Below are 22,521 nucleotides of genomic sequence, written 5' to 3' on the forward strand. Positions count from 1 at the left end.
TCAGCCCGCCAGCGTCTTGTCGACGAAGGCCAGCGGCTTGTTACCCTGCAGCACGGTGACGGTGGAAAGTCCGAGCATGGACCGAAGCTGATCTGATGGGACAACCATCGGACCCGGCGAAGGCGCACTGCCCGGCGCCGGCTGCGGAAAAGCCGTCGACAGCGCGGTGTGGAAAGTCATGTTGCCTTCGACCTTCTGCGCGAGCTGATGGATGTGGCCATTAAGGATGGTGACCGAGCCGAAGCGCTTGAGCAGCGTCAGCGCCTGGGTGCCGTCTTCGGTGCCCCAGCCCCATTCCTTGTAGAGAACCTGCAGCGGGATATGCGCAAACACGACGATCGGCGTGCTGTTCGACTTGCCCTTCAGGTCGGCCTCAAGCCATGCGAGCTGCTCGGCGCCGAGATTGCCGAGACCGCCGGCCTTGAGATCCACGACGTTGACGAGACCGACGAAATGCACGCCGTGATCGTCGAAGCTATACCAGCCCGCGCCCTTGGCGCCCTTGCCGTAACGCTCCATGTACGCCTTGCCCTGGCCTTCATCGATCAAGTCGTGTTCGCCGGGCACCCAATGCATCTGCACGCCGGTCTCGCCGAAAACCTTGTCGGCGTTGTCGAACTCTTCGGGCTTGGAAAGATGCGTGATGTCGCCGGTGTGGATGATGAAGGACGGCTTCATCGGCATCGCCTTCACTTTGGCGACGGCTTCGCGCAACGTGCCCAGCGCATCCGGGTTCGCCTTCTTGTCGAAGCCGACATGGCTGTCGCTCATCTGCAAGAAGGTGAAACCGGTGGACTCCGCGGCAGCCGCTTCGCCGATGAGACCTACCGAATGGGGAACACCACCGCTCATGGCCCACAGCACGCCGGTGCCCGCCCAGACCATGCATTCCAGCACTTCACGGCGGCCTATGCCCTGCCCGTGATCATCAAGGCCCTTGTTAGCCATGTCATATCTCCCTGCAGGGCCGGCGGCCCCAAATGGCGCTGAATTGCGCCGGTACACGGGAGACTCGATGCATTCGGGCTTTATTCCCAAAACGCTCTCGATTCCTGATTTTTACGAATTTTACCAACGATATCAATTAATTAAGAGTAGGCCGTTCGGAGGAGGCGGTTGCCGGGCACGAGGATCGCGCAGCCAAATCGCTGCTTCCGGATCACGCCGGCGTCCGCGCCGAAATGGCGAGGCAAACCGGCGCGCGTATGGAAAGGACACCCCGAAAGACATCCCTTCGCGGCCCAGGACGTTGAATTCAGGACGTTGAATTATTGTTTAAGAGCCAACGCCGGAACGCCTGACAGCACCAACGATTGGTCACGCGCATGACCAATCTAAAAGGAAATGTGCATGACGAATCTCAGACTGATCGGCGCGGCTGCGCTGCTTTCCACTGCGCTCGCAGGACCCGCAATGGCCCGGCATGTCGTGGTCCATCCGGTGCAAAACCAGAGCACCTATTGCGCGACGATTGAACCGGGAAATCCCTATTCCCCCGCATATGATTACGAAGCCTGGAGCGCCTGGCGCAGAGGCGGCAGTTGGGACGGCCGCGGCGATGCAGCTTGCAGCCGCAACCCGATGTTTGACGGAAGCAGCTTCTAGAGCGTTTTCGAGCCAACGGGTCGCGCGAACGCGCGCCCGATGACAGGCTCCGTGGATACCGGTTCGCGTGAAGAAAACGCGTCAAAGCAAAACCCGGTTCTGATTCAATCAGAACCGATAAGGCTCTAAACCCGTTCAGGCGGACAAACGAAAAGAGGGAGCGGAAATTCCGCTCCCTCTTCGTATAGTCTTAAATCCAGTCTTCGCGTTCTAAGTGAACTTAGAACTGGTAGCGCAGACCGATGGTCGGATCGTAGGACGAGGCCTTGTTCGATTGGCCCGGGACAAAGACGTTGGCGTTGTTGGTTGAGGCTGCGGTGTAACCGTTAGCCAAACCGTCCTTAACCTGCAGCCACATCACGCCAGCATACAGATCGATATGCTTGGCGAAGCGCCAGTCGACAACAAGCGAGACAGCGTCGAGCGAACCGGCGCACTGCGTTCCCTGAACCGGGTTGGTCGCGCAGAATCCGACGTTCGCAGCAGTGCTGGCAAAGTTGTTCTGCCACTCGTGCCAGTAACCACCGTAGATATCGAGGTCGCGGGTGATTGCGTACTTGGCACCAACCCATGCCGTCTGCAGGATCTTGTTGACGGTGTAGTTGGTGTTGTTCGGGTTAGCGATCACGAAGCCCTGATCGAGGTTACCGGCCGCGAGCGGGTTGTTCGGGTTCTGGTACTTGATCCACTCATAGCCACCATAGACTTTCCAGGGTCCGATTGTGTACTTGGTACCGACCTGGAATACGGTGTTGTCGGAGACCGTCGGGTTGATCTGACCCATGCCAGTGGCGAGACCAGCAATCGGTGCCGCTGCGACCTGCGCAGCCGTCAGCGGCGCACCGATAACGATCGCGTCGTAGGTCTTGGCGCCAGCGAAATCGATCGACCAGCCCATATAGTCGAAGCCGATATCACCGGAGAACACGTTGCCGACGCCGCTATTGTTGCCGTTGCGGAGCGCGACCAAGGCCGCCAACCGCACCGGACCGACGCCGACAGCATACTTGTAGGCATTATCGAGGATCGCGTTCTCGGTGGCGCCGCCGCCCGCGTTGGCACCCTGGGCACCCAGCAGCGAGAAGGCCTGCGCACCGCCGATCGGATCATAGTTGATGACGTTGTCGCGGATCAGGTTGCTCTGACGGCCCATGGTGAACGCACCGTAGGTCGGGGAGTCGATGCCGAAGTAGGCCGCGGTGGCGAACATCTGGCCGTTACGCGACGAGTCGCCGTAGGAGTTCTGAGCAGACAGGGCCGTGTTGAGGCCGTTGTTCTGCGCAACCGAAGCGATGCCGTTGTCGCCCATGCCGGAGGCCGGGTTGAACGCAGCCTGGACGTTGAAGATGCCGTAGAGGCCGTCCGCGATTTCCTGCTTGCCACGCAGACCGATGAACGAGACGCTCATCGCATTGCCGGTGACCCCGAAATAGGAGCCGAACGACTGCTTCTGAATCATATAGGAGTTCGGGTTGGCGGAGAACGGCGAGTACGGCGAACCGTGCTGCTGATAGCCGACGCCCATATCGAAGGCGCCGTAAACGCAAACGCCCTTCCAGCAGATGTCGTCGTTGACCGGCGGCGGAGCCTTGACCACTGCCTTGTAGGGCAGGTCGGCGGCCATCGCGTCGGTCGGGTTCACATTACGCGCGGCCTGAGCCTGCGCGGGCTGCTTCTCGAGCTTCTGCTGGCGCTTTTCGAGATCCGAAAGGCGCTTCATCAGCAACTGGTTCTGTTCGCGAAGTTGCTTGGACTGAGCCTGGATATCCGTCAGCTCGTCAGCGTGAGCCATCGCCGCGAAGGCGAAGACGGCCACCGATGATAAAAGGATCCTTTTCACTTAATTCCCCCGAGTAATTAGGTGCGGCACCAAAGAAACCCGCCACCTGCCATCATCACGAAGCCTCGGCTGAGGCCTCCCTAGACGGTCACTCTGCTTCAGGGAATTGGAAAATCCTGTTACCCAGACGCAACAGTGCGACCGGAAGCCAACGTTTCGGGGAATAAACCTCGAAACGCGCCGGTCGTGTTGCTCGGGCGACACAGTCTGTCAGATATTTATAGTTGAGCTACATCAATGTTAGCAACCTAAGGTATTTATCTTTCCAGGTAGATCCGGCAGGTAGCCCGTTAACGGACAACCTGCCGGTCTCAGCTTTTTGGGTTCAAACCGAAGAATTACGAGCTGAACCAATCGAGCTTTTGTCGAAGACCAAGACATTGAGGACCGAAGTCTCCAATGTCTTTGCCGTTATCCAATCATCAGAACTGGTAGCGCAGACCGGTGGTCGGAGCCCAAGACGAAGCGTGGCTCGGTCCGTTCACATTGGTTGCGGTGTTCGAGTTGTTGGTTGCGGCTGCGGCGTAACCGTTGGAGAAGCCGCCCGAAACCCGCCCGTACATCACGCCGGTGTACCAATCGACGTGCTTGGCAAAGCGCCAATCAACCACGACCGATGCAACGTCCTGTGCACCGTTGCACTGCGCGGATTGATTGGTGTTAGCCGCACACAGTGCCACGTTCGCGCCCGAGGAGAAGTTGTTCTGCTGCAGGTGCCAATAACCACCGGCGATATCGAGGTCGCGGGTGATCGCGTATTTCGCGCCAACCCAACCGGTCTGGGCGATTTTAGCGACGTTGAAGTTGGTGTTGTTCGTGAGGACCAGGATAGCACCCTGCTCGATGGCACCCGGCGCCAGCGGGCTGTTCGGGTTCTCGAGGCGGATGTACTCATAGCCGCCGTAGAACTTCCACGGTCCGATCGTATACTTCGCACCTACCTGGAACACGGTATTGTCGGAAACCGTGCCCGAGATGAATCCGTTGCTGCCCGTGCTGAAACCGGCAGCGTATGCGGTGTTCATCTGCGCAGACGTCAGCGGGGTCGTGATGGTGCCGACAGAGTCGAAGATCTTGCCGCCGGTGAAGTCCACCGAGAAGCCCATATAGTCGAACCCGATGTCACCGAAATAAGAGTTGCCGGGAGCAGAACCATTGCCGCCGTTGCGGGCCCCAATCATGGCCGCCAAACGCACCGGACCGATACCCACGGCGTACTTGTAGGTGTTGTCCAGGATCGCGTTCTCGGTTGAACCGCCGCCGGCGTTGGTGCCGGACGTGCCGAGCAGCGAGAAGGCCTGCGCACCGCCGACCGGATCATAGTTGATCGTGCCGTCGCGCAGCAGCGAACTCTGACGGCCCATGGTGAACGCACCGTAGGTCGGAGAGTCGATACCGAAGTAAGCTGCGGTAGCGAACATCTGGCCGTTACGCGAGGAGTCGCCGAAGGCGTTCTGGGCACTCAGGTTACCGCCGAGGCCGTTGTTCTGCGTGATCGAAGCCAGGCCGCTGTCGCCCATGCCGGAAGCCGGATTGAACGCCGCCTGCAAGTTGAAGATGCCATAGAGGCCGTCCGCGATTTCCTGCTTGCCGCGGATACCGAGGAACGAGACCGACATGCCGTTGCCGGTGACACCGAAATACGAGCCGGCATTTTGCTTCTGGATGAAGTAGGAGTTCGGATTGGCGGAGTACGGCGAGTATCCCGAACCGTGCTGCTGGTAGCCGACGCCCATGTCGAAGGCGCCGTAAACGCAAACGCCCTTCCAGCAGATGTCGTCGTTAACCGGCGGCGGAGCCTTCACTGCTGCCTTGTAGGGCAGGTCGGCGGCCATCGCATCGGTCGGGTTCACAGTACGCACGGCCTGAGCCTGCGCGGGCTGCTTTTCAAGCTTCTGCTGGCGCTTTTCGAGATCCGAAAGGCGCTTCATCAGCAACTGATTCTGTTCACGAAGCTGCTTGGATTGAGCCTGGATATCCGTCAGCTCGTCAGCATGAGCTGCCGCCGCGAAGGCGAACACAGCCACCGAAGATAAAAGAATCCTTTTCACGTAACTCCCCCGAGTAATTAGGCGCGACACAAATTATTCGCGAACCTGCCAGTACCTGGAGCCTCGAATGAGTACTCCTAAGGCGATTCACTCTGCATCACGTCACCCGGAAAACGTGTCACATGCGCGCAACATCGGATTTTGAAGCCGCCAAAATTCCTTAAATAGGAGTTTAGTTACTAAACTTTTTGTTATGAAAAAAAGTTTAGTATTCTAACATCCCGTTTAGTCTTGCGGCGAAACTCATCAGTACTCCCGTACAGTTCAAACCTCTCTCCAGGATTCGAAACGAGGTAATTTCGATCCGGGACATCAATTCAGGAAGTCAAAGACAGAGACATTTCGAAATCGCGCGACTGATGCGAACCGTAATGTCTCTGTCTCTTTGTTATGCTCCGATCAAATCATCAGAACTGGTAGCGCAAACCGACGGTCGGATTGTAGGACGAGGCCTTGTTCGGTCCGAGCGGATTGGTGGCGGTATTGGAGTTGTTGGTTGCGGCTGCGGCGTAACCGTTAGAGAAGCCACCCGAAACCCGCGCCCACGCCAAACCACCGTACAGATCGACGTGCTTGGCAAAGCGCCAGTCAAGCAAGACCGACACCATGTCCTGCGCACCGTTGCACTGCGCGGATTGATTGGTGTTAACCGCACACGCCTGCGCCGTAGCCGCTGTGGAAGTGAAGTTGTTCTGCCACAAGTGGTAGGCACCACCGGCGACGTCGAGGTCGCGGGTGATCGCGTACTTCACGCCAACCCAACCGGTCTGGGCGATTTTAGCGACGTTGAAGTTCGTATTGTTCGTGAGGACGAGGACAGCGCCTTGCTCGATGGCACCCGGCGCCAGCGGATTGTTCGGGTTCTCGAGGCGGATATACTCATAGCCGCCGTAGAACTTCCACGGTCCGATCGTATACTTCGCACCTACCTGGAACACGGTATTGTCGGAAACCGTGCCCGAGATGAATCCATTGCTGCCCGTGCTGAAACCGGCAGCGTATGCGGTGTTCATCTGCGCAGACGTCAGCGGGGTCGTGACAGTACCGACAGAGTCGAAGATCTTGCCGCCGGTGAAGTCCACCGAGAAGCCCATATAGTCGAATCCGACGTCACCGAAATAAGAGTTGCCGGGAGCAGAACCATTGCTGCCGTTGCGGGCCCCAATCATGGCCGCCAAACGCACCGGACCGATACCCACGGCGTACTTGTAGGTGTTGTCCAGGATCGAGTTCTCGGTTGAACCGCCGCCGGCGTTGGTGCCGGACGTGCCGATCAGCGAGAAGGCCTGTGCGCCACCCAACGGATCATAATTGATCGTACCATCGCGCAGCAGCGCGCTCTGACGACCCATGGTGAACGCACCGTAGGTCGGAGAGTCGATACCGAAGTAAGCTGCGGTGGCGAACATCTGGCCGTTACGCGAGGAGTCGCCGAAGGCGTTCTGAGCACTCAGGTTACCGCCGAGGCCATTGTTCTGCGTAATCGACGAGAGGCCGTTGTCGCCCATGCCGGAAGCCGGATTGAACGCCGCCTGCAAATTGAAGACGCCGTAGAGGCCGTCCGCGATCTCCTGCTTGCCGCGGATACCGACGAACGAGACCGACATGCCGTTGCCGGTCACGCCGAAATACGAGCCGGCATTTTGCTTCTGAATCAAGTAAGCATTGGGATTGGCGGAGTACGGCGAGTATCCCGAACCGTGCTGCTGATAGCCGACGCCCATGTCGAAGGCGCCATATACGCAAACACCCTTCCAGCAGATATCGTCGTTGACCGGCGCCGGAGCCTTGACGTAGGCCTTGTAGGGCAGGTCGGCGGCCATCGCATCGGTCGGATTGATGCGCGGCGCGGCAGCCTGAGTGGGCTGCTTTTCGAGCTTCTCTTGACGCTTTTCGAGATCCGAAAGGCGCTTCATCAACGCCTGGTTCTGTTCACGAAGCTGCTTGGACTGAGCCTGGATGTCCGAGAGCTCATCGGCGTGACCTGCCGCCGCGAAGGCAAACACGGCCACTGAAGATAAAAGAATTCTTTTCACGTAACTCCCCCGAGTAATGGCGCGATACAAATTGTTCGCGAACCGACGAAAACGGAGTCTCGAATGAGTACTCCCTAGGCGATTCACTCTGCAGCGGGCCGCTCGGAAAACATGTCACATGCGAGCAACAACGAATTTTGAAGCCGTCAAAATTCCTTAAAAACGGCGTTAGTAATTAAACAATGGAGTCGGATATTAAAAAATATTGTAATGAACAAAGTCGTGATCACGACGTGATCTCCAATCACGCGATCGCAACTCTCGAGAAACTTTCGCCTCGCTTGACGTTGATCCCGGATCAAAACGGGGGGATTCCGATCCGGGACCACGTTAAAGACAGAGACATTTCGAAATCGCGCGGCGGATGCGAACCGTAATGCCTCTGTCTGTCGTCACGCTCTGATCAAATCATCAGAACTGGTAGCGCATACCAACGGTCGGCGCGTACGTGGATACCTTGTTGACGCCCGGAGTCGCGAGCAGGAAGCCGTTGGCAAGACCGTTCGACACCTGCGACCACATGATACCGGCGTAAGAATCGAAGTGCTTCGCAAAGCGCCAATCGGCGACGAACGAAACCGCATCCAACTGTCCGCTGCAGCCCGAAGAGATCGCGGTGTTGCAGGATCCCGTCGGGTTGGAGCCATTGCCGACGATGAAGCTGTTCTGCTCTTCGTGGTAATAGGCCAGCGTCAGATCGAGATCGCGCGTCGCCGCATACTTGCCACCAATCCAGAACACTTGCAGGACCTTGTCGGTGGTGAAGTTGGTGTTGTTGACGACGCCCGCGGTGTAACCGCCTTCGATGAACGCACCGGCCGCCAATGGATTATTCGGGTTGGCGAAGTTGATGTGCTCATAGCCGCCGAATACCTTGAACTGACCGATGGTGTATTTGGCAACCAGCATAAAGGACGTGTTGTCGGATACCGTCGCGCTGATCGCTCCCAATCCCTGGGGCAGGCCGAGACCGTTGATCGCCGTGACTTGCGCCGCCGTCAGAGTGCTGGCGGAAATCGCGTCTTCGACCTTCGATCCCAGGGCATCGAACGAGAAGCCCAGATAGTCGAAGCCGACATCGCCTTGGAACGCGTTGCCGGTGCCGCTGTTGCCGCCGTTGCGGAGCTGGGTTTCGACAGCCAGACGAACCGGACCGACATTGACGCGATATTCGAACGAGTTGTCGAAGACGCGGTTTTCGGTGTCGCCGGCACCGCCGGTGGCGCCCTGGAAGCCGATCACCGAGAACGCGTTCGAATTCGCCATCGGATCATAATTGACGACGGCGTCCGACGTCAGCGCGCTCTGGCGACCGTAGGTGAACGTACCCCAGATCGGCGAGCTGATACCGGCATAGGCCGCGTTGTTGAACATCTGGCCGGCCTTGGAGGAATCGGCGAAGGAGTTCTGCGCCGCGAGGCCCAATCCGTTGTTCTGCGCGATCGATCCGATACCGTTGGAACTCGTGCCGCTTTCCGGGCTGAACCCGGCCTGCAGGTTGAATACCGCGTAGAGATTGTCCGCGATCTCCTGCTTGCCCTTCAAGCCGATGAATGACGAGCTCAGCGCATTCGGCGCCGCGCCGAAATACGAACCGTTGCTCTGCTTCGAGATCAGGTAGTTGACGCCGACGGTGGATTGGCTGTTCAGCGGAGCGCCGTGATTCTGGTAGCCAACGCCCATGTCGAAATTGCCGTACACGCACACGCCATGCCAGCAGATGCTGTCATCCGCTGACGGGGGCGCCTTGACGGCCGCCTTGTAGGGCAGGTCGGCAGCCATCGCATCGGCCGGGTTGGCGCCGCTTGCTACGCGCGGCTGCTGCTCGAGCTTCTGTTGCCGCTTTTCGAGATCGGCGAGGCGCTTCATCATCGCCTGGTTCTGTTCGAGACGCTTCGCCAGCGTCTGGTTCTGCTCGCGAAGCTGCTTGGCCTGAGCCTGGATATCCGAGAGGTCGTCTGCGTGAGCCACCGCCGCGAAGGCGAAGACGGCCACCGATGATAGAAGAATCTTTCTCACGTAAGTTCCCCAAAAAAAACGCGGCACACACACGATCCGCGAACCAAATTACGGAGCCTTCGAATGAGGACTCCTTGGCTGCTCTCTGCTCCCATGCGCGCACAAATTCTGTGGCCAGCGCGCCACAGAAATCAGGAAGGCGACAGGAATCGCCCGCTTCAACCAACATGTGAACGCGACGAAAAATTCCGTCGCGCTGATGTGAGTTCGGTGAAGTCGATCGTGAGAGGATCGTCATAAAACCGTCAGGAGCCATGAGCGCAATTTGCACGGCTCTGCGGCAATCGCATCTTGCCGTCGCGATCCAAAAGCAGCATGCTTCACAAAAATATGACCGGGGCTCGTCCCCGGCGTGCAGGGAGGCGACCATGAAAGACGCGAGCAGCAAAGACGCGGCCGATAAACCCGCAACTCCCAAAGGCTCGGGATTTGACCGGCGCGACTTTCTCAAGACCGCCGTTGTCGGCGGCGCGGCTGCGGCAGGTAGTACGGCCGCGATCGTCGCGCCCGAAGTCGCGCAAGCCCAGCAAGCTGCGCCGGCCGCACCGGCGACACCGACCGGATACGCCTTTCTCAATCTCGACGAGGCGGCCTTTGTCGAGGCCCTGGTCGATCACATGATCCCCGCCGATGAGGTCAGCCCGAAGGGCACGGATCTTGGCGTCAACATCTATATCGATCATGCGCTCGCCGGCGCCTGGGGCAAGGGCGACCGGCTGTACATGCAAGGCCCCTGGAAGCTTGGTGCTCCGAGCCAAGGCTACCAGTTGCCGCTGACCCCGGCGCAGCTCTATCGCGCCGGCATCGAGGCGACCAACGCGCATTGCCGCAAGACCTACGGCAAGACATTCGACCGGATCGAGGACGCGCAGCGCCAGGAAGTTCTGGTCGGCCTGTCGACCAGCAAGATCGTCTTCGACGGCGGACTGCCGGTGCGGGTGTTCTGGACCACGCTGTACCAGACCGTGGTGGAAGGCATGTATTCCGATCCGATCTATGGCGGCAATCGCAACAAGGCCGGCTGGGCGATCATCGGTTTTCCCGGCGTCATCGCGGTGCATCACGACGATGTCGAGAAGTATCGCGGCAAACCGTTTCCGAACAAGCCGGTCGGCATCGCGGACATGAGCTGAGGGGGACGCGTCATGGTCACAAAACTCAAGGAAGTCGATGTTGTCATCGTCGGGCTGGGCTGGACCGGCGGCATTCTGGCCAAGGAACTGACCGAGGCCGGCCTGAAAGTGGTCGCGCTGGAGCGCGGTGCGCAGCGGTCCCCCGAGAATGATTATTCGCTGCCCAATATCCGCGACGAGCTGCGCTATGTGGTGCGCCACGATCTGATGCAGAACACCGCGCGCGACACCATTACGGTGCGTAACAATCCGCAGCAGGACTCGCTGCCGATGCGCCGGCTCGGCTCCTTCCTGCCCGGTGAAGTCGTGGGCGGGTCCGCCGTGCACTGGAGCGGCCACACCTGGCGCTGGACCGACATGGAATTCAAGGTCCGCTCCAATTACGAGGAGCGCTACGGCAAGAAATCGATTCCCGAAGATATGACGATCCAGGACTGGGGCATCAGCTACGCCGAGCTCGAGCCTTATTATGACAGATTCGAATATACCGCGGCGGTTTCCGGCAAGGCCGGCAATATCGGCGGCAAGATCCAGGCCGGCGGCAATGTGTTCGAGGCGCCGCGCGCGCGCGAATATCCGCTGCCGCCGCTGACCCCGATCCTGGCGAGCGAAATATTCACCAATGCGGCGCGCGAGGCCGGGTATCATCCGTTCCCGCGGCCGTCGGCGAATGCCTCGCAGTCCTACACCAATCCGGACGGCTCGAAATTCGGCGCCTGCCAGTATTGCGGCTATTGCCAGCGCTTCGGCTGCGAGGCCAACGCCAAGGGCAGCCCGCACATCACGGTAATCCCGATTGCGATGCGCAATCCAAATTTCGAGCTGCGCACCAATGCCTGGGTCACCAAAGTGCTCAAGGCCTCGGACGGCAAGCGCGTCACCGGCGTCACCTACACCAACGTGCTCAACGGCGAGGAATTCGAGCAGCCGGCCACCATCGTGCTACTCTGCGCCTACGCGATCAACAATGTGCATCTGATGCTGTTGTCGGACATCGGCACGCCTTACGACCCGGTCACGCAGAAGGGCGTGATCGGCAAGAACTACTGCTACCAGACCGGCGCCACCGCGACGTTGTTCTTTGAAGGAAAACACTTCAATCCCTTCATGAACGCCGGCGGTTCCAACGCCTCGATCGACGACTTCCACGCCAATTGGGACTTCGACCGCGCGCCGCATAATTTCGTCGGCGGCTATGTGGTGGCGGGCGGCTTCAATACCGCGCTGCCGATCGGCTACCGGCCGATGCCGTCGGGCACGCCGCAATGGGGCAGCGACTGGAAGCGAGCGACCGCGAAATGGTACCAGACCGCGATGGTGATCAATGCCAGCGGCAGCGTGATGGCCAACCGCTACAATTGCTTCGATCTCGACCCGACCTATCGCAACGCGTTCGGTCTTCCATTGATGAGAATGACGTTCGACTACAAGGACAACGAGCACAAAATGGGTGGTCACGCCGCCAAGGTGATCAACGACATCGCCAAGTCGATGAATCCCACCAAGCTCAATCCCGCCTCCGCACGGACCGATCCCTGGACCGTCGTGCCCTACCAGAGCACCCACAATACCGGCGGCACCATCATGGGCACCAATCCGCGTGACAGCGCGCTCAACAAATATCTGCAGAGCTGGGACTGTCACAATCTGTTCGTGATCGGCGCCAACGCGTTCCCGCACAATTCGGCGTACAACCCGACCGGACCGGTGGGTGCGCTGGCTTACTGGACCGCGGACGCGATCAAGAACAAGTACCTGAAAAACCCCGGTCCACTGGTGCAGGCATGATCGACACGATGCGTGCGGCGATGGTGTTGATCCTGACATTGCTGCCGGTCGGCGCGGCCCGCGGCGACGGCGACCCGGCCCGTGGTGAAGCCCGGTTCCAGGAATGTGCGGCCTGCCACAAGCTCGCGGCCGGCGCCAATGAGGTCGGCCCGAGCCTGCACGGGCTATTCACGCGCAAAGCCGGCGAACTGGCCGATTTTCGCTTCTCCCCGGCGATGAAGCGCAGCGGCATTGCATGGACGCCGGAGACGCTCGACAAATACATCGCCGATCCGCAAGCCACGGTGCCGGCCAACCGCATGCCCTATGCCGGCATGGCGAGCGCCGGCGACCGCGCCGATCTGATCGCCTATCTGGTGAAGGCGTCGCAATAGGCGCGGAGAACGAAGCGGAGAGAGAATGCCATCACCGGGTCAGGTCGCGGGTGATGACGAGGTCAGACGTTCTTGAGTTCATCATTGCCGGGCAAAGCCGTCCGAAGGACGGCGTCGCTTCCGCTCGCCTATGCCCGGCAATCCATCCTCTTCGAAAAGCTACCTTGCGAAATTCGATGGATGCCCGGATCAGGTCCGGGCATGACGAGCGGGTGTTGTGGGGGACGGCGGGGCAGCGCCTCCGGCGTTCAACGCGAGCTATTGCTCTGGCGACAGGCTAACCATCTGGCGCCCGCCATTCATTTCCTTGAGCTTGTTGACGTAATTCTCGGGACGCAGCCAGCGGACAGGCGTTTTCAATCCCATAAAGCTCGCGATATCGCCGATGAACGCCGTGCAATTGGACACTTCGGCGCTCCAGACCGGTGAATTCGCCTTCAGTTTCTGGATGTAGGCAAAAACCTTTTTGGCGTCCGGCTCAGACAGATACACCCTGTAACTGGCGGTCAAGTAGTCCGGATCGAGATCGCCATAGCTTGCCCCGGTCTCGGACGGCACCCACGTCACATATCCGAGCATATAGGCTGCGGTGTCTCCCGCAGGGGTCAGACCCGCGACTTCAACTTTTCGCTCGCTGGTCTTGCCGTACCAGACGAAAGCGTGCCCCCAACTTGCCGCCGTTCGGGCCCTGAAATCGACGTAGTACGGCCCCTTCCCCAACTTTCGCGTTGAGAGCGGAGCCGGCTTCGATTCCTCACCGGAAGCAAGCGCATTCGCGTCTGCGGCGCGCTTGTGGACCTCGCTTGCCGCAGCCGATTGAATGCCGCCGTGGAGCAAAGCAGCCACGGCGAAACACCCAAGCAAGCGCAATCCTGATCGCTTCGACCTGTTACTCACAGTTCGTCCCTTACAATCGACCAAAGATCGAATTCAACGAACCCTGATCAACAGCGCGATCAATACTTCGCGGCGATCGGCGCTTTGCCAACCGGGCTCTTGCCGATCGGGGACTTGCCAATCGGCATCTTGCCGACCGGAGCTTCCTGATAGACAGGCTGTTTGCGCGGCAGATCTGCAGCGCTGGCAGCCGTCACCATCGTGGCCGTCATCAGGGCAAGCGTTGCGCTCGCCAAAATCAAAGTTTTCATCACGGTACTCTCCCCAGGTTAGAAAGAACGAGGCTGCAACTCACGCGCCCTCAGATATACCATCACCATGAAAGCCGGAATACGTTCACAGTGCGGCAAGGCGGGTCCGATCGAGAAATAGGTCGAAACTGCGGCAGATATGACACACATGGGAACCTAATGCGCAACGCGCGTTAGGTAGGGGCACAGGGAATGGCGCCTATTCCAGCGGCTCGACCTTCACGATCGAGGCACCGTGGTTGTTGCCGGCCCAGAATGTCACCTGCGGGGTGGAATTGTCGACGAACACGCGCCTGATATTGGTGCTGCGCGGCAAGAGATAGTTGACCGCCTCCCCGGTGGCGGGATTGAGGCGGGTGACCTGGTCGCTCAGCATCGAGCCGGTCCAGGCTTCGCCGTTGCGGTCAGTCGTGACGTCGTAGGGCGACGACCATTTCGGCGCGATCTGCCACTCCTTGAACAGGCTGGTTTTGGTATCGAACATGCCGATGCGGTCGCCACGATATTCGCCGAACCACAACCGATCCTGCGCATCCATCGAACCGCGCCGCGGCGCGGAAGCCGGCGTCGGGATCTCGTACAGATCCAACTCGCCGGTTTTGGCGTCGATCCGTCCGATGTGACGCTGACGGAAATCGGTGAAGTAGACGTTGTTCCTGGAGTCCGGAACCACGTCGTAAATATTGTGCGGGCCCGGCACGCCCTTGAACGGCTCAAAGGTTTCGATTTTGCCGGTGGCGATATCGAGCCGGTGAATGCCGGCAAAGCCGTTGTTCTGCGCCCAGACCTTGCCGTCGACGCCGGAACTCTGCGGACTGACCATATTGATCTGCGCCGCGTCGAAGTTCTCCTCGCCCTGCAGCGGCCAGTACTTGAAGGTTTCGGTCTTGCGGTCGAATTTCGCGATCGTGGCCTGGTACATGTTGCCGAACCACAGATTGCCGTCCTGGTCGCTGCGCAAGCCAAGCAGTCCGGTCGGAAAGTCCGGCTTGTGTTCCTTGATCGGGAATTCGGTGATCTTGCCGGTCTTGGGATCGAGCTTGCCGAGATTCTGCTCGCCAAAGTTCGAATACCAGACCATGCCGTTGTTATCGACGATCACGTCATGCGGTTCGATCGTCTCGCGCGGCAGGTCGTATTCGGTATAGATGACGCGGGTGGACGCGCCGGTCGGGCGCGGCAGCGTCTTCAATTCGAAATTCCACTTCGCGCGTGAACTGAGGTTGATGCTGGCAAGATATTCCGCCGCGGCCCTGTAGACCTGCACCCGCTGATCGCCCTGCTCTTCCATCCGGCGCTCGGCGTGACGCAGTTGCGGGTGCATCGGAATGCTCTGGTTCACATAGCTCTGCATGCGTGGCAGGATCATCTTCAGGAAATCGTCGGCGCTGTATTTCGAGTTCAGCGGCCGCGACAGCGTGTGACAGCCGACGCAATTGAGCAATTGTCCCTTCTGGGCGTCGGTGCCGGGCATACTGGCAAGCCATTCTGCATTGGTTAGCTGCGCGGCGAGATTGTCGGTCTTGCGCAGGGCGAGATCGGCCGTCGCGCTCTTGTCCGCCGCGACCGCAATCTGACTTTTTCCATCGAGGTCGTAACCCACAGCCCGGATGTTCAGGGAGTATTGGCCCGGATCGAGCCGGCCGGCCGGAAAACTGTAGCGGCCGTCCTTGCCGGTCACGACGGTGACCGTCACGGTCGATCCGTCTTTTTTGGCGCTGACCAGGACGCCTTCGAGCGCCTCTTGCCCAGCGGTGACTTTGCCTGCCAAAGCGGGACCGGCCTGCGCCGCCAATGGACCGGTACCAGCCAGCCATGCGGCGGCGACGAGGCCACCGATGCTCATCACCAACGAAACACGCGGCATGACCACCTCCCTGGATTTTGCTTATTGTTATTTGTTACCGGAAGTGTAGAGGGCATATTTTGAAAAGACTAGGGGGCGCTTGCAGCGGCAGGCCCGCACCGGCGCAGTTGTGCTATGCTGCCATCGCAGCGTCGCCAGATCGAAATGGGGAAGAACACATGAGTATCGACCATGCCAGGGACAGCAGCGCAAATACATCCAGCGTTCTCGCCGCGATCTTCGGCAATGCCACGGTCGATCGGGTCTATGCGCCTTACGGACTTTGTGTGTTGCGCGTCGCGATCGGGTTTGACTGGATTGTGCACGCCTTCCTCAAGACTTCCCGCGGCATGGAAACCCACGCGGCGCTGCTGGCGAAGAACGGCATCACGCCCCTGCTGGCATGGCCGACATTCAGCGTTGAAGTGATCGGCGGTGTCGCGATCCTGCTCGGCTGGTACACGCGCCAATGGGCCGCTTTCCTGCTAGTGTTTCTGGCCGTCGTGGTCTGGATCAAATGGCCGGTCGGCTGGGGTTACTCCAACACCGGCGGTGGCTGGGAATATCCGCTGTTCTGGCTGGTGGCGCAGGCCGCGCTGGTACTCGCGGGCAGCGGCGCCTTTTCGCTGCAGTCGGGCCTCGGCCAGGCCAAGGATTGAGCGAGCGGCGATAAATTGGCCGGCGTATCCAGACGATGTTCTTCGAGCTTAACTTAAAAAACAGCCAATAGAATTGAGCTTTCTAGCGAGGCTCGTCATGCCCGCATAGCCATCCGAAGGACGGCGTCGCTTCCGCTCGCCTATGTCCCGGCCGCGACGAAAGAGCAAATCATTTTCATGCGGCTGAAATGCTGGATGCTCTTTCAGCCAGAGCTATCAGGCCGCGTGCTCGGGCTGGAGCTGAGCGACGATCATCGCCTGCAAGGTTTTGACCGACTGGAAATTCTCCGGCGTGATTTCCGACTGCGGAATCGTGAAATCGAATTCGGCTTCCACGCCCAGCATCAGGTTGACCATGTCCATCGACGTCAGCCCGGCATCCACCAGCAGCGATTCGGAATCGATCTCGGCGGCAATCGAGTTCTGTTCGAGGATACCCTTGACCAGCGCAAGGACGCGGTCCTGAACATCGGCGTTAAAGGCATTCATGTCTGAGCTTTCCATCTGTCATCGCCTGGCAGGACGACTACCGCACTGATCGTAAATTTATAACTGCCGCGCATTCGAAAAACAGCGACTCTCCTTTGACACAAGTTCTCATTCTGATCTTAACGCTAACGCGCCTTTCGCAATCCTTGATGGGTATCAGGAAATGATGGATATCCCGACATGTTTGATTAACCGAGACGCCTGAAATGAAAGCCATTTACCCTGAATTTCATCGACGCATTTGAATTAAATCCTTAAGCCACGCACGATCGAATGATGCTGTTGCGCGATCGATGTGGAATTCAGGCGCCAGATTTTTGCGCAGACATTCCGCACCGACAAAGCCCCGGAGGTTGTATCGGCCATGAATGTGCATGCCAGATCACGTAACGCGACGAACAGATCAAGCGAGCCGCCATTTCTTGAGCGCGATTCATTTCTCCCGCGTACCGCAAGTGTCGCGGCCATAGCCGCCGCGGAAGCCGTGGACGTCGATCGCCAGGCGCGCTTCCCGCAGGCCGCCATCGACGCCGCCCGCGCGCAGAAGCTGCTGGGTGCTCAAATCCCGCAGGCATTTGGCGGCGACGGCGCGTCGATCTTCGATGTCACCGACATGTGCTACACGCTCGGCCGCGCCTGTTCCTCGACCGCGATGATCTTTGCGATGCATCAGACCAAGGTGGCCTGTCTGGTCCGGCACGGAACCGGCAGCGACTGGCACGAAGCGCTGATGCGCCGGGTCGCGGCAGAACAATTGCTGCTGGCGTCCTCGACAACCGAGGGGCAGAACGGCGGTAACGTCCGTTCAAGCTCCGCCGCCATCGAGCCGACGGCAACGGGGATCTCGCTGGTACGCAACGCGACGGTGATTTCCTACGGCGCACAGGCCGACGGCGTCGTCACCATCGCCCGCCGCGCCAATGACGCCGCCGCCTCCGATCAGGTGCTGGTGGCCTTTACCAAGGACAATTACACGCTTGAGCGCAGTCTCGAATGGGAGACGCTGGGCATGCGCGGCACCTGCAGCGCCGGGTTCGAATTGAAGGCGAACGGTCTGGCTGAGCAAGTGTTCCCGGAAGCCTATGACAAGATCCATGCGCAGACGATGACACCGGTGGCCCATCTGTGCTGGGCTTCGGCCTGGGCCGGGATTGCCGCCGCTGCCGTCGAGCGCGCGCAACTGTTCATTCGCAAGGCGGCGCGGGGCGCGGGCGGCCAGATGCCGCCCGGGGCTGCGCACTTTACCGCCGCCAAAATGTCGCTCGCCAAACTGCGTGCGATGATCACAGCTAGTCTCGACACCTATGCGGCCCATGAGCATGACGAGCGCGCGCTGTCTTCACTCGATTTCCAGTCGCAGATCAATTTGCTCAAGGTCGAAGCCTCCGAATTGGCGGTGACGACCGTCATGAGCGCCATGCGTGCCTGCGGATTGTCAGGCTACCGCAATGACGGCGACTTCAGCGTCGGCCGCCATCTGCGTGACGCGCTCTCCGCGCCGTTGATGATCAACAACGACCGAATCCTCACCAACATCGCCACCGCCAGCCTGATGAGCAGCGTACCCGCCAGTCTTCGCGATTAAGGAAGCCCCAGACATGAACGTCATCGTCCGAACCACCCCGACCGACGCCGTTGCACAACCGGCCGATCCCCTGGATTATCTTGCCGGCGCCCTGTTCCACACCATGGGCACCGATGGCGTCTATGCCCGGACCGCGCTTTATGAAGGCGTGATCGAGCGGCTCACCGCCTTGATCACGCGCCATCGCGAGGCCGGTACCGAGGTGATGCGCTTTCCGCCGGTGATGAACCGCGGCCAGTTGGAGAAATCCGGCTATCTTAAAAGCTTCCCCAATCTGCTGGGCTGTGTTTGCGGCCTGCATGGCACCGAACAGGAAATTCATTCCGCCGTCAGCCGCTTCGACAAGGGCGGCGACTGGACCACCTCGCTGTCGCCGGCCGATCTCGTGCTGTCGCCGGCGGCCTGTTACCCGGTCTATCCGATCGCGGCGAGCCGCGGCCCGCTGCCGACAGGCGGCCTGCGATTTGACGTCGCGGCCGACTGCTTCCGCCGCGAGCCGTCCCGTCATCTCGACCGCCTGCAATCGTTCCGGATGCGCGAATATGTCTGCATCGGCAGCCCCGACGACGTTTCTGCGTTCCGCGAGCGCTGGATGGTCAAGGCCCAGGCTATCGCACGCGACCTCGGCCTGACCTTCAAGGTCGATTATGCCAGCGATCCGTTTTTTGGCCGCGTCGGCCAGATGAAAGCCGTCAGCCAGAAGCAGCAGGAACTGAAATTCGAACTGCTGGTTCCCTTGCGCTCGGAAGAGCAGCCGACGGCCTGCATGAGCTTCAACTATCACCGCGACCATTTCGGCACGACATGGGACATCGTCGATGCGGCGGGTGAACCCGCCCATACCGGCTGCGTGGCGTTCGGAATGGATCGCCTGGCGGTCGCCATGTTCCATACCCACGGCATCGATCTCGACCACTGGCCGGCCGGCGTGCGGGAAATGCTCGGCCTGTAACAACAGGTGCGAGCGGCAGAGCAACGATTGTGACCGGGCAGAGCTTCCGATGCCGTGAGATTTCCGAGGCCGATATCGATGCGGTCGCGGATCTCCTCACGCGCGGATTCTTCGGCCGGTCGCGCGATTACTGGATGCAGGGATTGCGCCGCCAGGCGGAGCGTGAGGTCCCCCAAGGCTATCCCCGCTTCGGCTATATGCTCGACCATGATGGGCTGCCGGTCGGCGTTCTCCTGCTGCTGTACACGTCGCGGAGCGACGGCCACGGAATGGCGATCCATTGCAACCTGTCGAGCTGGTATGTCGAGCCGGCATTCCGGAATTACGCGCCGCTGCTGACCAAGATCGCGCAGAAGCACAAGGAAGTCACCTATCTGAATATCAGCCCGGCGACGTGGACGTGGCCGATCATCGAGACGCAGGGGTTCAATGCCTATTGCAGCGGATTGTTCTTCTCGGTACCGGCATTGTCGCGCGCCGCTTCGCGCGTGACCGTCGAAACCATCGCTGCGGATGCAACGGCTGTGGAGGGCCTCACTCAAACCGAAGTCGAATTGTTGACCCGGCATGCGCGATATGGCTGCCTCAGCCTGGTGTGTCGTGCCGCGACCGGCGAAGTGTTTCCCTTCATCCTGTCGCAGTTGCGGATTCGTCGCGGATGGATCGCGCCGCCGGCGATGCAACTGATCTATTGCCGCAATATCACAGAATACGTCCGATGTGCCGGTGCCATCGGCCGAATGCTGATCCGGCGAGGCAAGTTCGCTGTGCTCCTCGATTCGAATGGACCTGTGCCCGGCCTTGTCGGCGTCTTCTCCGAGGCGCGCGGCCGCAAATATTTCAAAGGCCCGCACCGGCCCCGGCTGGCCGATCTCACCGATACGGAATTGGTGCTGTACGGGCCGTAAGCTGCGTCATGGTTCGAGACGCGCTTCGCGCTCCTCACCATGAGGGATCTCTCAACCGTGCGCAAAATCCCAGTAGAGTTTACGCGCCCGGCCGTAAAACGGCCCCGGCTGCAGGTTGCGATCGTCGATCCGGATCACCGGAGCGACCTTGGCGAAATTGCCGCTGGAGAAGATTTCATCGGCGCTTAGAAAATCGGCGTAGCTCAGGATGGTCTCGACCACGGTGACGCCGTCGGCGCGCAACAGATCGATCACGCGCTGCCGCGTGATGCCGTTCAGGAAAGTGCCGTTCGGCGCCGGCGTATAGACCACGCCATCCCTCGCCATGAAGACGTTGGAATTGCCGAATTCCGCGACATTTCCGAGCATGTCGAGCATCAGGCAATTGTTGAAACCGCGCGACTGCGCCTCGATCAGCGCCCGCGAATTATTAGGGTAAAGGCAAGCGGCCTTGCAATCCACCGGGGCGCTTTCCATCGTCGGCCGGCGAAATGGCGACAGCGTGATCGCCGAGCCCGATGCCGGCGGCATCGGCGCGACATAGATGGACAGGCACCAGTTCGTCGTTTCGGGATCGAACAGCACGCCGCCGCCGCTGCCATTCTGGGCCCAATACATCGGCCGGATGTACAGTTCGGCCTTGGCGTCGAAGCGGGCGATGCCTTCCCGGGCCAGTTCCATCCAGGTCGCGGTATCGACGACGGGCTTGAGCTTGAAATTGATCGCGGACTGATTGACCCGCGCGCAATGGCGGTCGAGATCGGGCGCCACGCCCTCAAAGGCGCGTGCGCCGTCGAACACCGTCGAGGCCAGCCACGCCGCATGCGTGCGCGGACCCATGATCGGCACATTGCCCTCATGCCAGTCGCCTTCAAAGAAGGTCCAAGTCTGGGAATAGCTGACGGGTTTTACAATCGGGGGCATTGTTGTCATCCACGCCGCAGGGCGCATAATAGCGCCACTATTGTCGCAATTCCCTAAGGATTCCTCCCTAGGAATCGCACTGGACGTAGCGGAACCGGTATGCCTCTCGATCCCCTGGCCAAACGCTTTCTCGCCATGACCGCGGCGGCCTCGCCAGCCGATCGATCGCGGCCAAGCGCGCAAGACCGTCCTCAAGACCGCATCCAGGAACGCCGCCAGGCGCTCGCAAAGCTGATGCAGTTCGTGCGCGCCGACGTGACCGTTGCGGCCGGGATCGATGGCCTGTTGCCGGGTCCGGCCGGCGATATTTCCTACCGCCTCTACGCGCCCGCAAATGCCACAGATGATCTCCTGCCGGGCTTCGTGTTCTTCCACGGCGGCGGCATGGTCGCTGGCAGTATCGAGACGCATGACCGCGTCTGCGCGGCGCTCGCGCAAACCACGGGTTGCCGCCTGATCTCGGTCGATTATCGCCTCGCACCGGAACACAAGTTTCCGGCCGCCATCGAGGACGCAATCGCGGCGACCCGGTGGGTTTCCGAGCAAGCCACATCGCTCGGTATCGATGCCGCCAAACTGGTTGTCGGCGGGGATTCTGCAGGCGCGACCCTTGGTGCTGTGGTTTGCCAGCACGCATTGCAAACCAACGGCCCCGTGATCGCGTTGCAATGCCTGATATGTCCGGTGCTCGATTTTGACGAACCCTCGCCGTCGCGTCAGGCGTTCGCCGAAAATCACCTGCTCGACAAGGCCACCATCGATGCGGATCTCGCCGACTATTTGTCCGGCGGTGCTGAGCTTTCCGACCCCAGAATTTCACCGCTTCGCGCCAATGATCTGGCCGGGCTTCCCGCCGCCATTGTCCATACTGCCGAATTCGATCCGATGCGCGATGAGGGCAATGCCTACGCCCGAAAGCTGATGGCGGCCGGCGTTACCGTGGAACATATTTGTCACGACGGCATGATTCATAATTTCCACGCCATGGGCGCCATCCTGCCGCAGGGAAAGCTGGTGCTGCTGCAGATCGGCGAACAGGTCCGGCGCATGGTCGGCTGAGGGCCCGATATGGTTACCCGACGATATCAAATTCATTCAAATTTTTATCAATTCGTTGACCTCCATTAGGGATATTTCGTCAATGTCGGCGCGATTTATTGTCCC

At 60.0% G+C, this 22,521-nt stretch carries 19 protein-coding genes; 9 read left to right on the plus strand and 10 right to left on the minus strand.

The features are described 5' to 3' along the window. A complete protein-coding gene (locus HB676_RS21990) occupies window positions 1–948 on the minus strand; it encodes a metallophosphoesterase (protein WP_213740307.1) in 948 nt (315 codons plus the stop codon). A gap of 402 nt (window positions 949–1,350) precedes the next feature. Between HB676_RS21990 and HB676_RS21995 the strand changes: the two genes are divergently transcribed. After that, window positions 1,351–1,605 carry a hypothetical protein gene (locus HB676_RS21995; protein ID WP_213740308.1) on the plus strand — a complete coding sequence of 85 codons (255 nt, stop codon included), beginning with the start codon at window positions 1,351–1,353 and terminating at the stop codon, window positions 1,603–1,605. 220 nt (window positions 1,606–1,825) lie between these two features. Here the strand turns inward: HB676_RS21995 and HB676_RS22000 are convergent, their stop codons facing one another. From HB676_RS22000 to HB676_RS22015, 4 genes are all read right to left on the minus strand, one after another. Next, the gene (locus tag HB676_RS22000) at window positions 1,826–3,445 is read right to left on the minus strand and encodes a porin (protein ID WP_213740309.1); all 1,620 of its coding nucleotides are present in this window, start codon (window positions 3,443–3,445) and stop codon (window positions 1,826–1,828) included. Between the two features lie 422 nt (window positions 3,446–3,867). Further along, window positions 3,868–5,496, minus strand: coding sequence for a porin (locus HB676_RS22005; protein ID WP_213740310.1), 1,629 nt, complete (start codon window positions 5,494–5,496; stop codon window positions 3,868–3,870). Window positions 5,497–5,903: 407 nt separating this feature from the next. Beyond that, window positions 5,904–7,502: a porin gene (locus HB676_RS22010; protein WP_213740311.1), complete on the minus strand. Its 1,599-nt coding sequence runs from the start codon at window positions 7,500–7,502 to the stop codon at window positions 5,904–5,906. Window positions 7,503–7,943: 441 nt separating this feature from the next. Beyond that, window positions 7,944–9,551, minus strand: coding sequence for a porin (locus HB676_RS22015; RefSeq protein WP_213740312.1), 1,608 nt, complete (start codon window positions 9,549–9,551; stop codon window positions 7,944–7,946). Window positions 9,552–9,919: 368 nt separating this feature from the next. On the opposite strand from HB676_RS22015, the gene HB676_RS22020 reads away from it, so the two are divergent. The 3 genes from HB676_RS22020 to HB676_RS22030 are packed head-to-tail and all read left to right on the plus strand — an operon-like array spanning window position 9,920 to window position 12,846. Continuing rightward, window positions 9,920–10,684: a gluconate 2-dehydrogenase subunit 3 family protein gene (locus HB676_RS22020; RefSeq protein WP_213740313.1), complete on the plus strand. Its 765-nt coding sequence runs from the start codon at window positions 9,920–9,922 to the stop codon at window positions 10,682–10,684. A gap of 12 nt (window positions 10,685–10,696) precedes the next feature. Further along, window positions 10,697–12,472, plus strand: a complete 1,776-nt coding sequence (locus tag HB676_RS22025) for a GMC family oxidoreductase (protein ID WP_213740315.1) — start codon at window positions 10,697–10,699, stop codon at window positions 12,470–12,472. Then, window positions 12,469–12,846, plus strand: a complete 378-nt coding sequence (locus tag HB676_RS22030) for a c-type cytochrome (RefSeq protein WP_213740317.1) — start codon at window positions 12,469–12,471, stop codon at window positions 12,844–12,846. Before HB676_RS22025 ends, HB676_RS22030 begins: the two co-directional genes overlap by 4 nt. 258 nt (window positions 12,847–13,104) lie before the next feature. On the opposite strand, the gene HB676_RS22035 is transcribed toward HB676_RS22030, so the two are convergent. The 3 genes from HB676_RS22035 to HB676_RS22045 all read right to left on the minus strand — a co-directional run bounded on the left by HB676_RS22035 (window position 13,105) and on the right by HB676_RS22045 (window position 15,861). Beyond that, complete coding sequence (locus HB676_RS22035; RefSeq protein WP_213740319.1) at window positions 13,105–13,743, minus strand: hypothetical protein; 639 nt, start codon at window positions 13,741–13,743, stop codon at window positions 13,105–13,107. Window positions 13,744–13,802: 59 nt separating this feature from the next. Further along, complete coding sequence (locus HB676_RS22040) at window positions 13,803–13,994, minus strand: hypothetical protein (protein WP_213740321.1); 192 nt, start codon at window positions 13,992–13,994, stop codon at window positions 13,803–13,805. A gap of 199 nt (window positions 13,995–14,193) precedes the next feature. Beyond that, window positions 14,194–15,861, minus strand: coding sequence for a carboxypeptidase regulatory-like domain-containing protein (locus tag HB676_RS22045; protein WP_213740323.1), 1,668 nt, complete (start codon window positions 15,859–15,861; stop codon window positions 14,194–14,196). A gap of 158 nt (window positions 15,862–16,019) precedes the next feature. Here HB676_RS22045 and HB676_RS22050 point away from each other — a divergent pair, with 158 nt between their 5' ends. Next, a complete protein-coding gene (locus HB676_RS22050) occupies window positions 16,020–16,499 on the plus strand; it encodes a DoxX family protein (RefSeq protein WP_213740325.1) in 480 nt (159 codons plus the stop codon). Between the two features lie 216 nt (window positions 16,500–16,715). Here HB676_RS22050 and HB676_RS22055 read toward each other — a convergent pair whose 3' ends face one another. Beyond that, window positions 16,716–16,988: a phosphopantetheine-binding protein gene (locus HB676_RS22055; protein WP_213740326.1), complete on the minus strand. Its 273-nt coding sequence runs from the start codon at window positions 16,986–16,988 to the stop codon at window positions 16,716–16,718. A gap of 364 nt (window positions 16,989–17,352) precedes the next feature. Here HB676_RS22055 and HB676_RS22060 point away from each other — a divergent pair, with 364 nt between their 5' ends. From HB676_RS22060 to HB676_RS22070, 3 genes are read left to right on the plus strand one after another with little or no spacing between them, the layout of a single operon-like run. Then, window positions 17,353–18,573 carry an acyl-CoA dehydrogenase family protein gene (locus HB676_RS22060; protein ID WP_213740327.1) on the plus strand — a complete coding sequence of 407 codons (1,221 nt, stop codon included), beginning with the start codon at window positions 17,353–17,355 and terminating at the stop codon, window positions 18,571–18,573. A gap of 13 nt (window positions 18,574–18,586) precedes the next feature. After that, window positions 18,587–19,525, plus strand: a complete 939-nt coding sequence (locus HB676_RS22065; RefSeq protein WP_213740328.1) for an amino acid--[acyl-carrier-protein] ligase — start codon at window positions 18,587–18,589, stop codon at window positions 19,523–19,525. 29 nt (window positions 19,526–19,554) lie between these two features. After that, window positions 19,555–20,433 (plus strand): acyl-CoA acyltransferase, encoded by an 879-nt coding sequence (locus tag HB676_RS22070; RefSeq protein ID WP_213740329.1) that lies wholly within the window; start codon window positions 19,555–19,557, stop codon window positions 20,431–20,433. A gap of 51 nt (window positions 20,434–20,484) precedes the next feature. On the opposite strand, the gene HB676_RS22075 is transcribed toward HB676_RS22070, so the two are convergent. Then, entirely contained in the window at window positions 20,485–21,357 is an 873-nt protein-coding gene (locus HB676_RS22075; protein WP_213740330.1) for a branched-chain amino acid aminotransferase, read from the minus strand. Window positions 21,358–21,456: 99 nt separating this feature from the next. On the opposite strand from HB676_RS22075, the gene HB676_RS22080 reads away from it, so the two are divergent. Then, complete coding sequence (locus tag HB676_RS22080) at window positions 21,457–22,416, plus strand: alpha/beta hydrolase (RefSeq protein ID WP_213740331.1); 960 nt, start codon at window positions 21,457–21,459, stop codon at window positions 22,414–22,416. Window positions 22,417–22,521: the final 105 nt, after the last annotated feature.

The sequence above is a fragment of the Bradyrhizobium sp. dw_411 genome (genome assembly GCF_018449695.1).
Classification (GTDB): Bacteria; Pseudomonadota; Alphaproteobacteria; order Rhizobiales; family Xanthobacteraceae; genus Bradyrhizobium.

Excerpts from the sequence above, each read along its gene's own strand:
- HB676_RS21990 (WP_213740307.1), bottom strand. The coding sequence starts at position 948 with ATGGCTAACAAGGGCCTTGATGATCACGGGCAGGGCATAGGCCGCCGT.
- HB676_RS21995 (WP_213740308.1), top strand. The coding sequence starts at position 1,351 with ATGACGAATCTCAGACTGATCGGCGCGGCTGCGCTGCTTTCCACTGCG.
- HB676_RS22020 (WP_213740313.1), top strand. The coding sequence starts at position 9,920 with ATGAAAGACGCGAGCAGCAAAGACGCGGCCGATAAACCCGCAACTCCC.
- HB676_RS22025 (WP_213740315.1), top strand. The coding sequence starts at position 10,697 with ATGGTCACAAAACTCAAGGAAGTCGATGTTGTCATCGTCGGGCTGGGC.
- HB676_RS22030 (WP_213740317.1), top strand. The coding sequence starts at position 12,469 with ATGATCGACACGATGCGTGCGGCGATGGTGTTGATCCTGACATTGCTG.
- HB676_RS22040 (WP_213740321.1), bottom strand. The coding sequence starts at position 13,994 with ATGAAAACTTTGATTTTGGCGAGCGCAACGCTTGCCCTGATGACGGCC.
- HB676_RS22045 (WP_213740323.1), bottom strand. The coding sequence starts at position 15,861 with ATGCCGCGTGTTTCGTTGGTGATGAGCATCGGTGGCCTCGTCGCCGCC.
- HB676_RS22050 (WP_213740325.1), top strand. The coding sequence starts at position 16,020 with ATGAGTATCGACCATGCCAGGGACAGCAGCGCAAATACATCCAGCGTT.
- HB676_RS22055 (WP_213740326.1), bottom strand. The coding sequence starts at position 16,988 with ATGAATGCCTTTAACGCCGATGTTCAGGACCGCGTCCTTGCGCTGGTC.
- HB676_RS22060 (WP_213740327.1), top strand. The coding sequence starts at position 17,353 with ATGAATGTGCATGCCAGATCACGTAACGCGACGAACAGATCAAGCGAG.
- HB676_RS22065 (WP_213740328.1), top strand. The coding sequence starts at position 18,587 with ATGAACGTCATCGTCCGAACCACCCCGACCGACGCCGTTGCACAACCG.
- HB676_RS22075 (WP_213740330.1), bottom strand. The coding sequence starts at position 21,357 with ATGCCCCCGATTGTAAAACCCGTCAGCTATTCCCAGACTTGGACCTTC.
- HB676_RS22080 (WP_213740331.1), top strand. The coding sequence starts at position 21,457 with ATGCCTCTCGATCCCCTGGCCAAACGCTTTCTCGCCATGACCGCGGCG.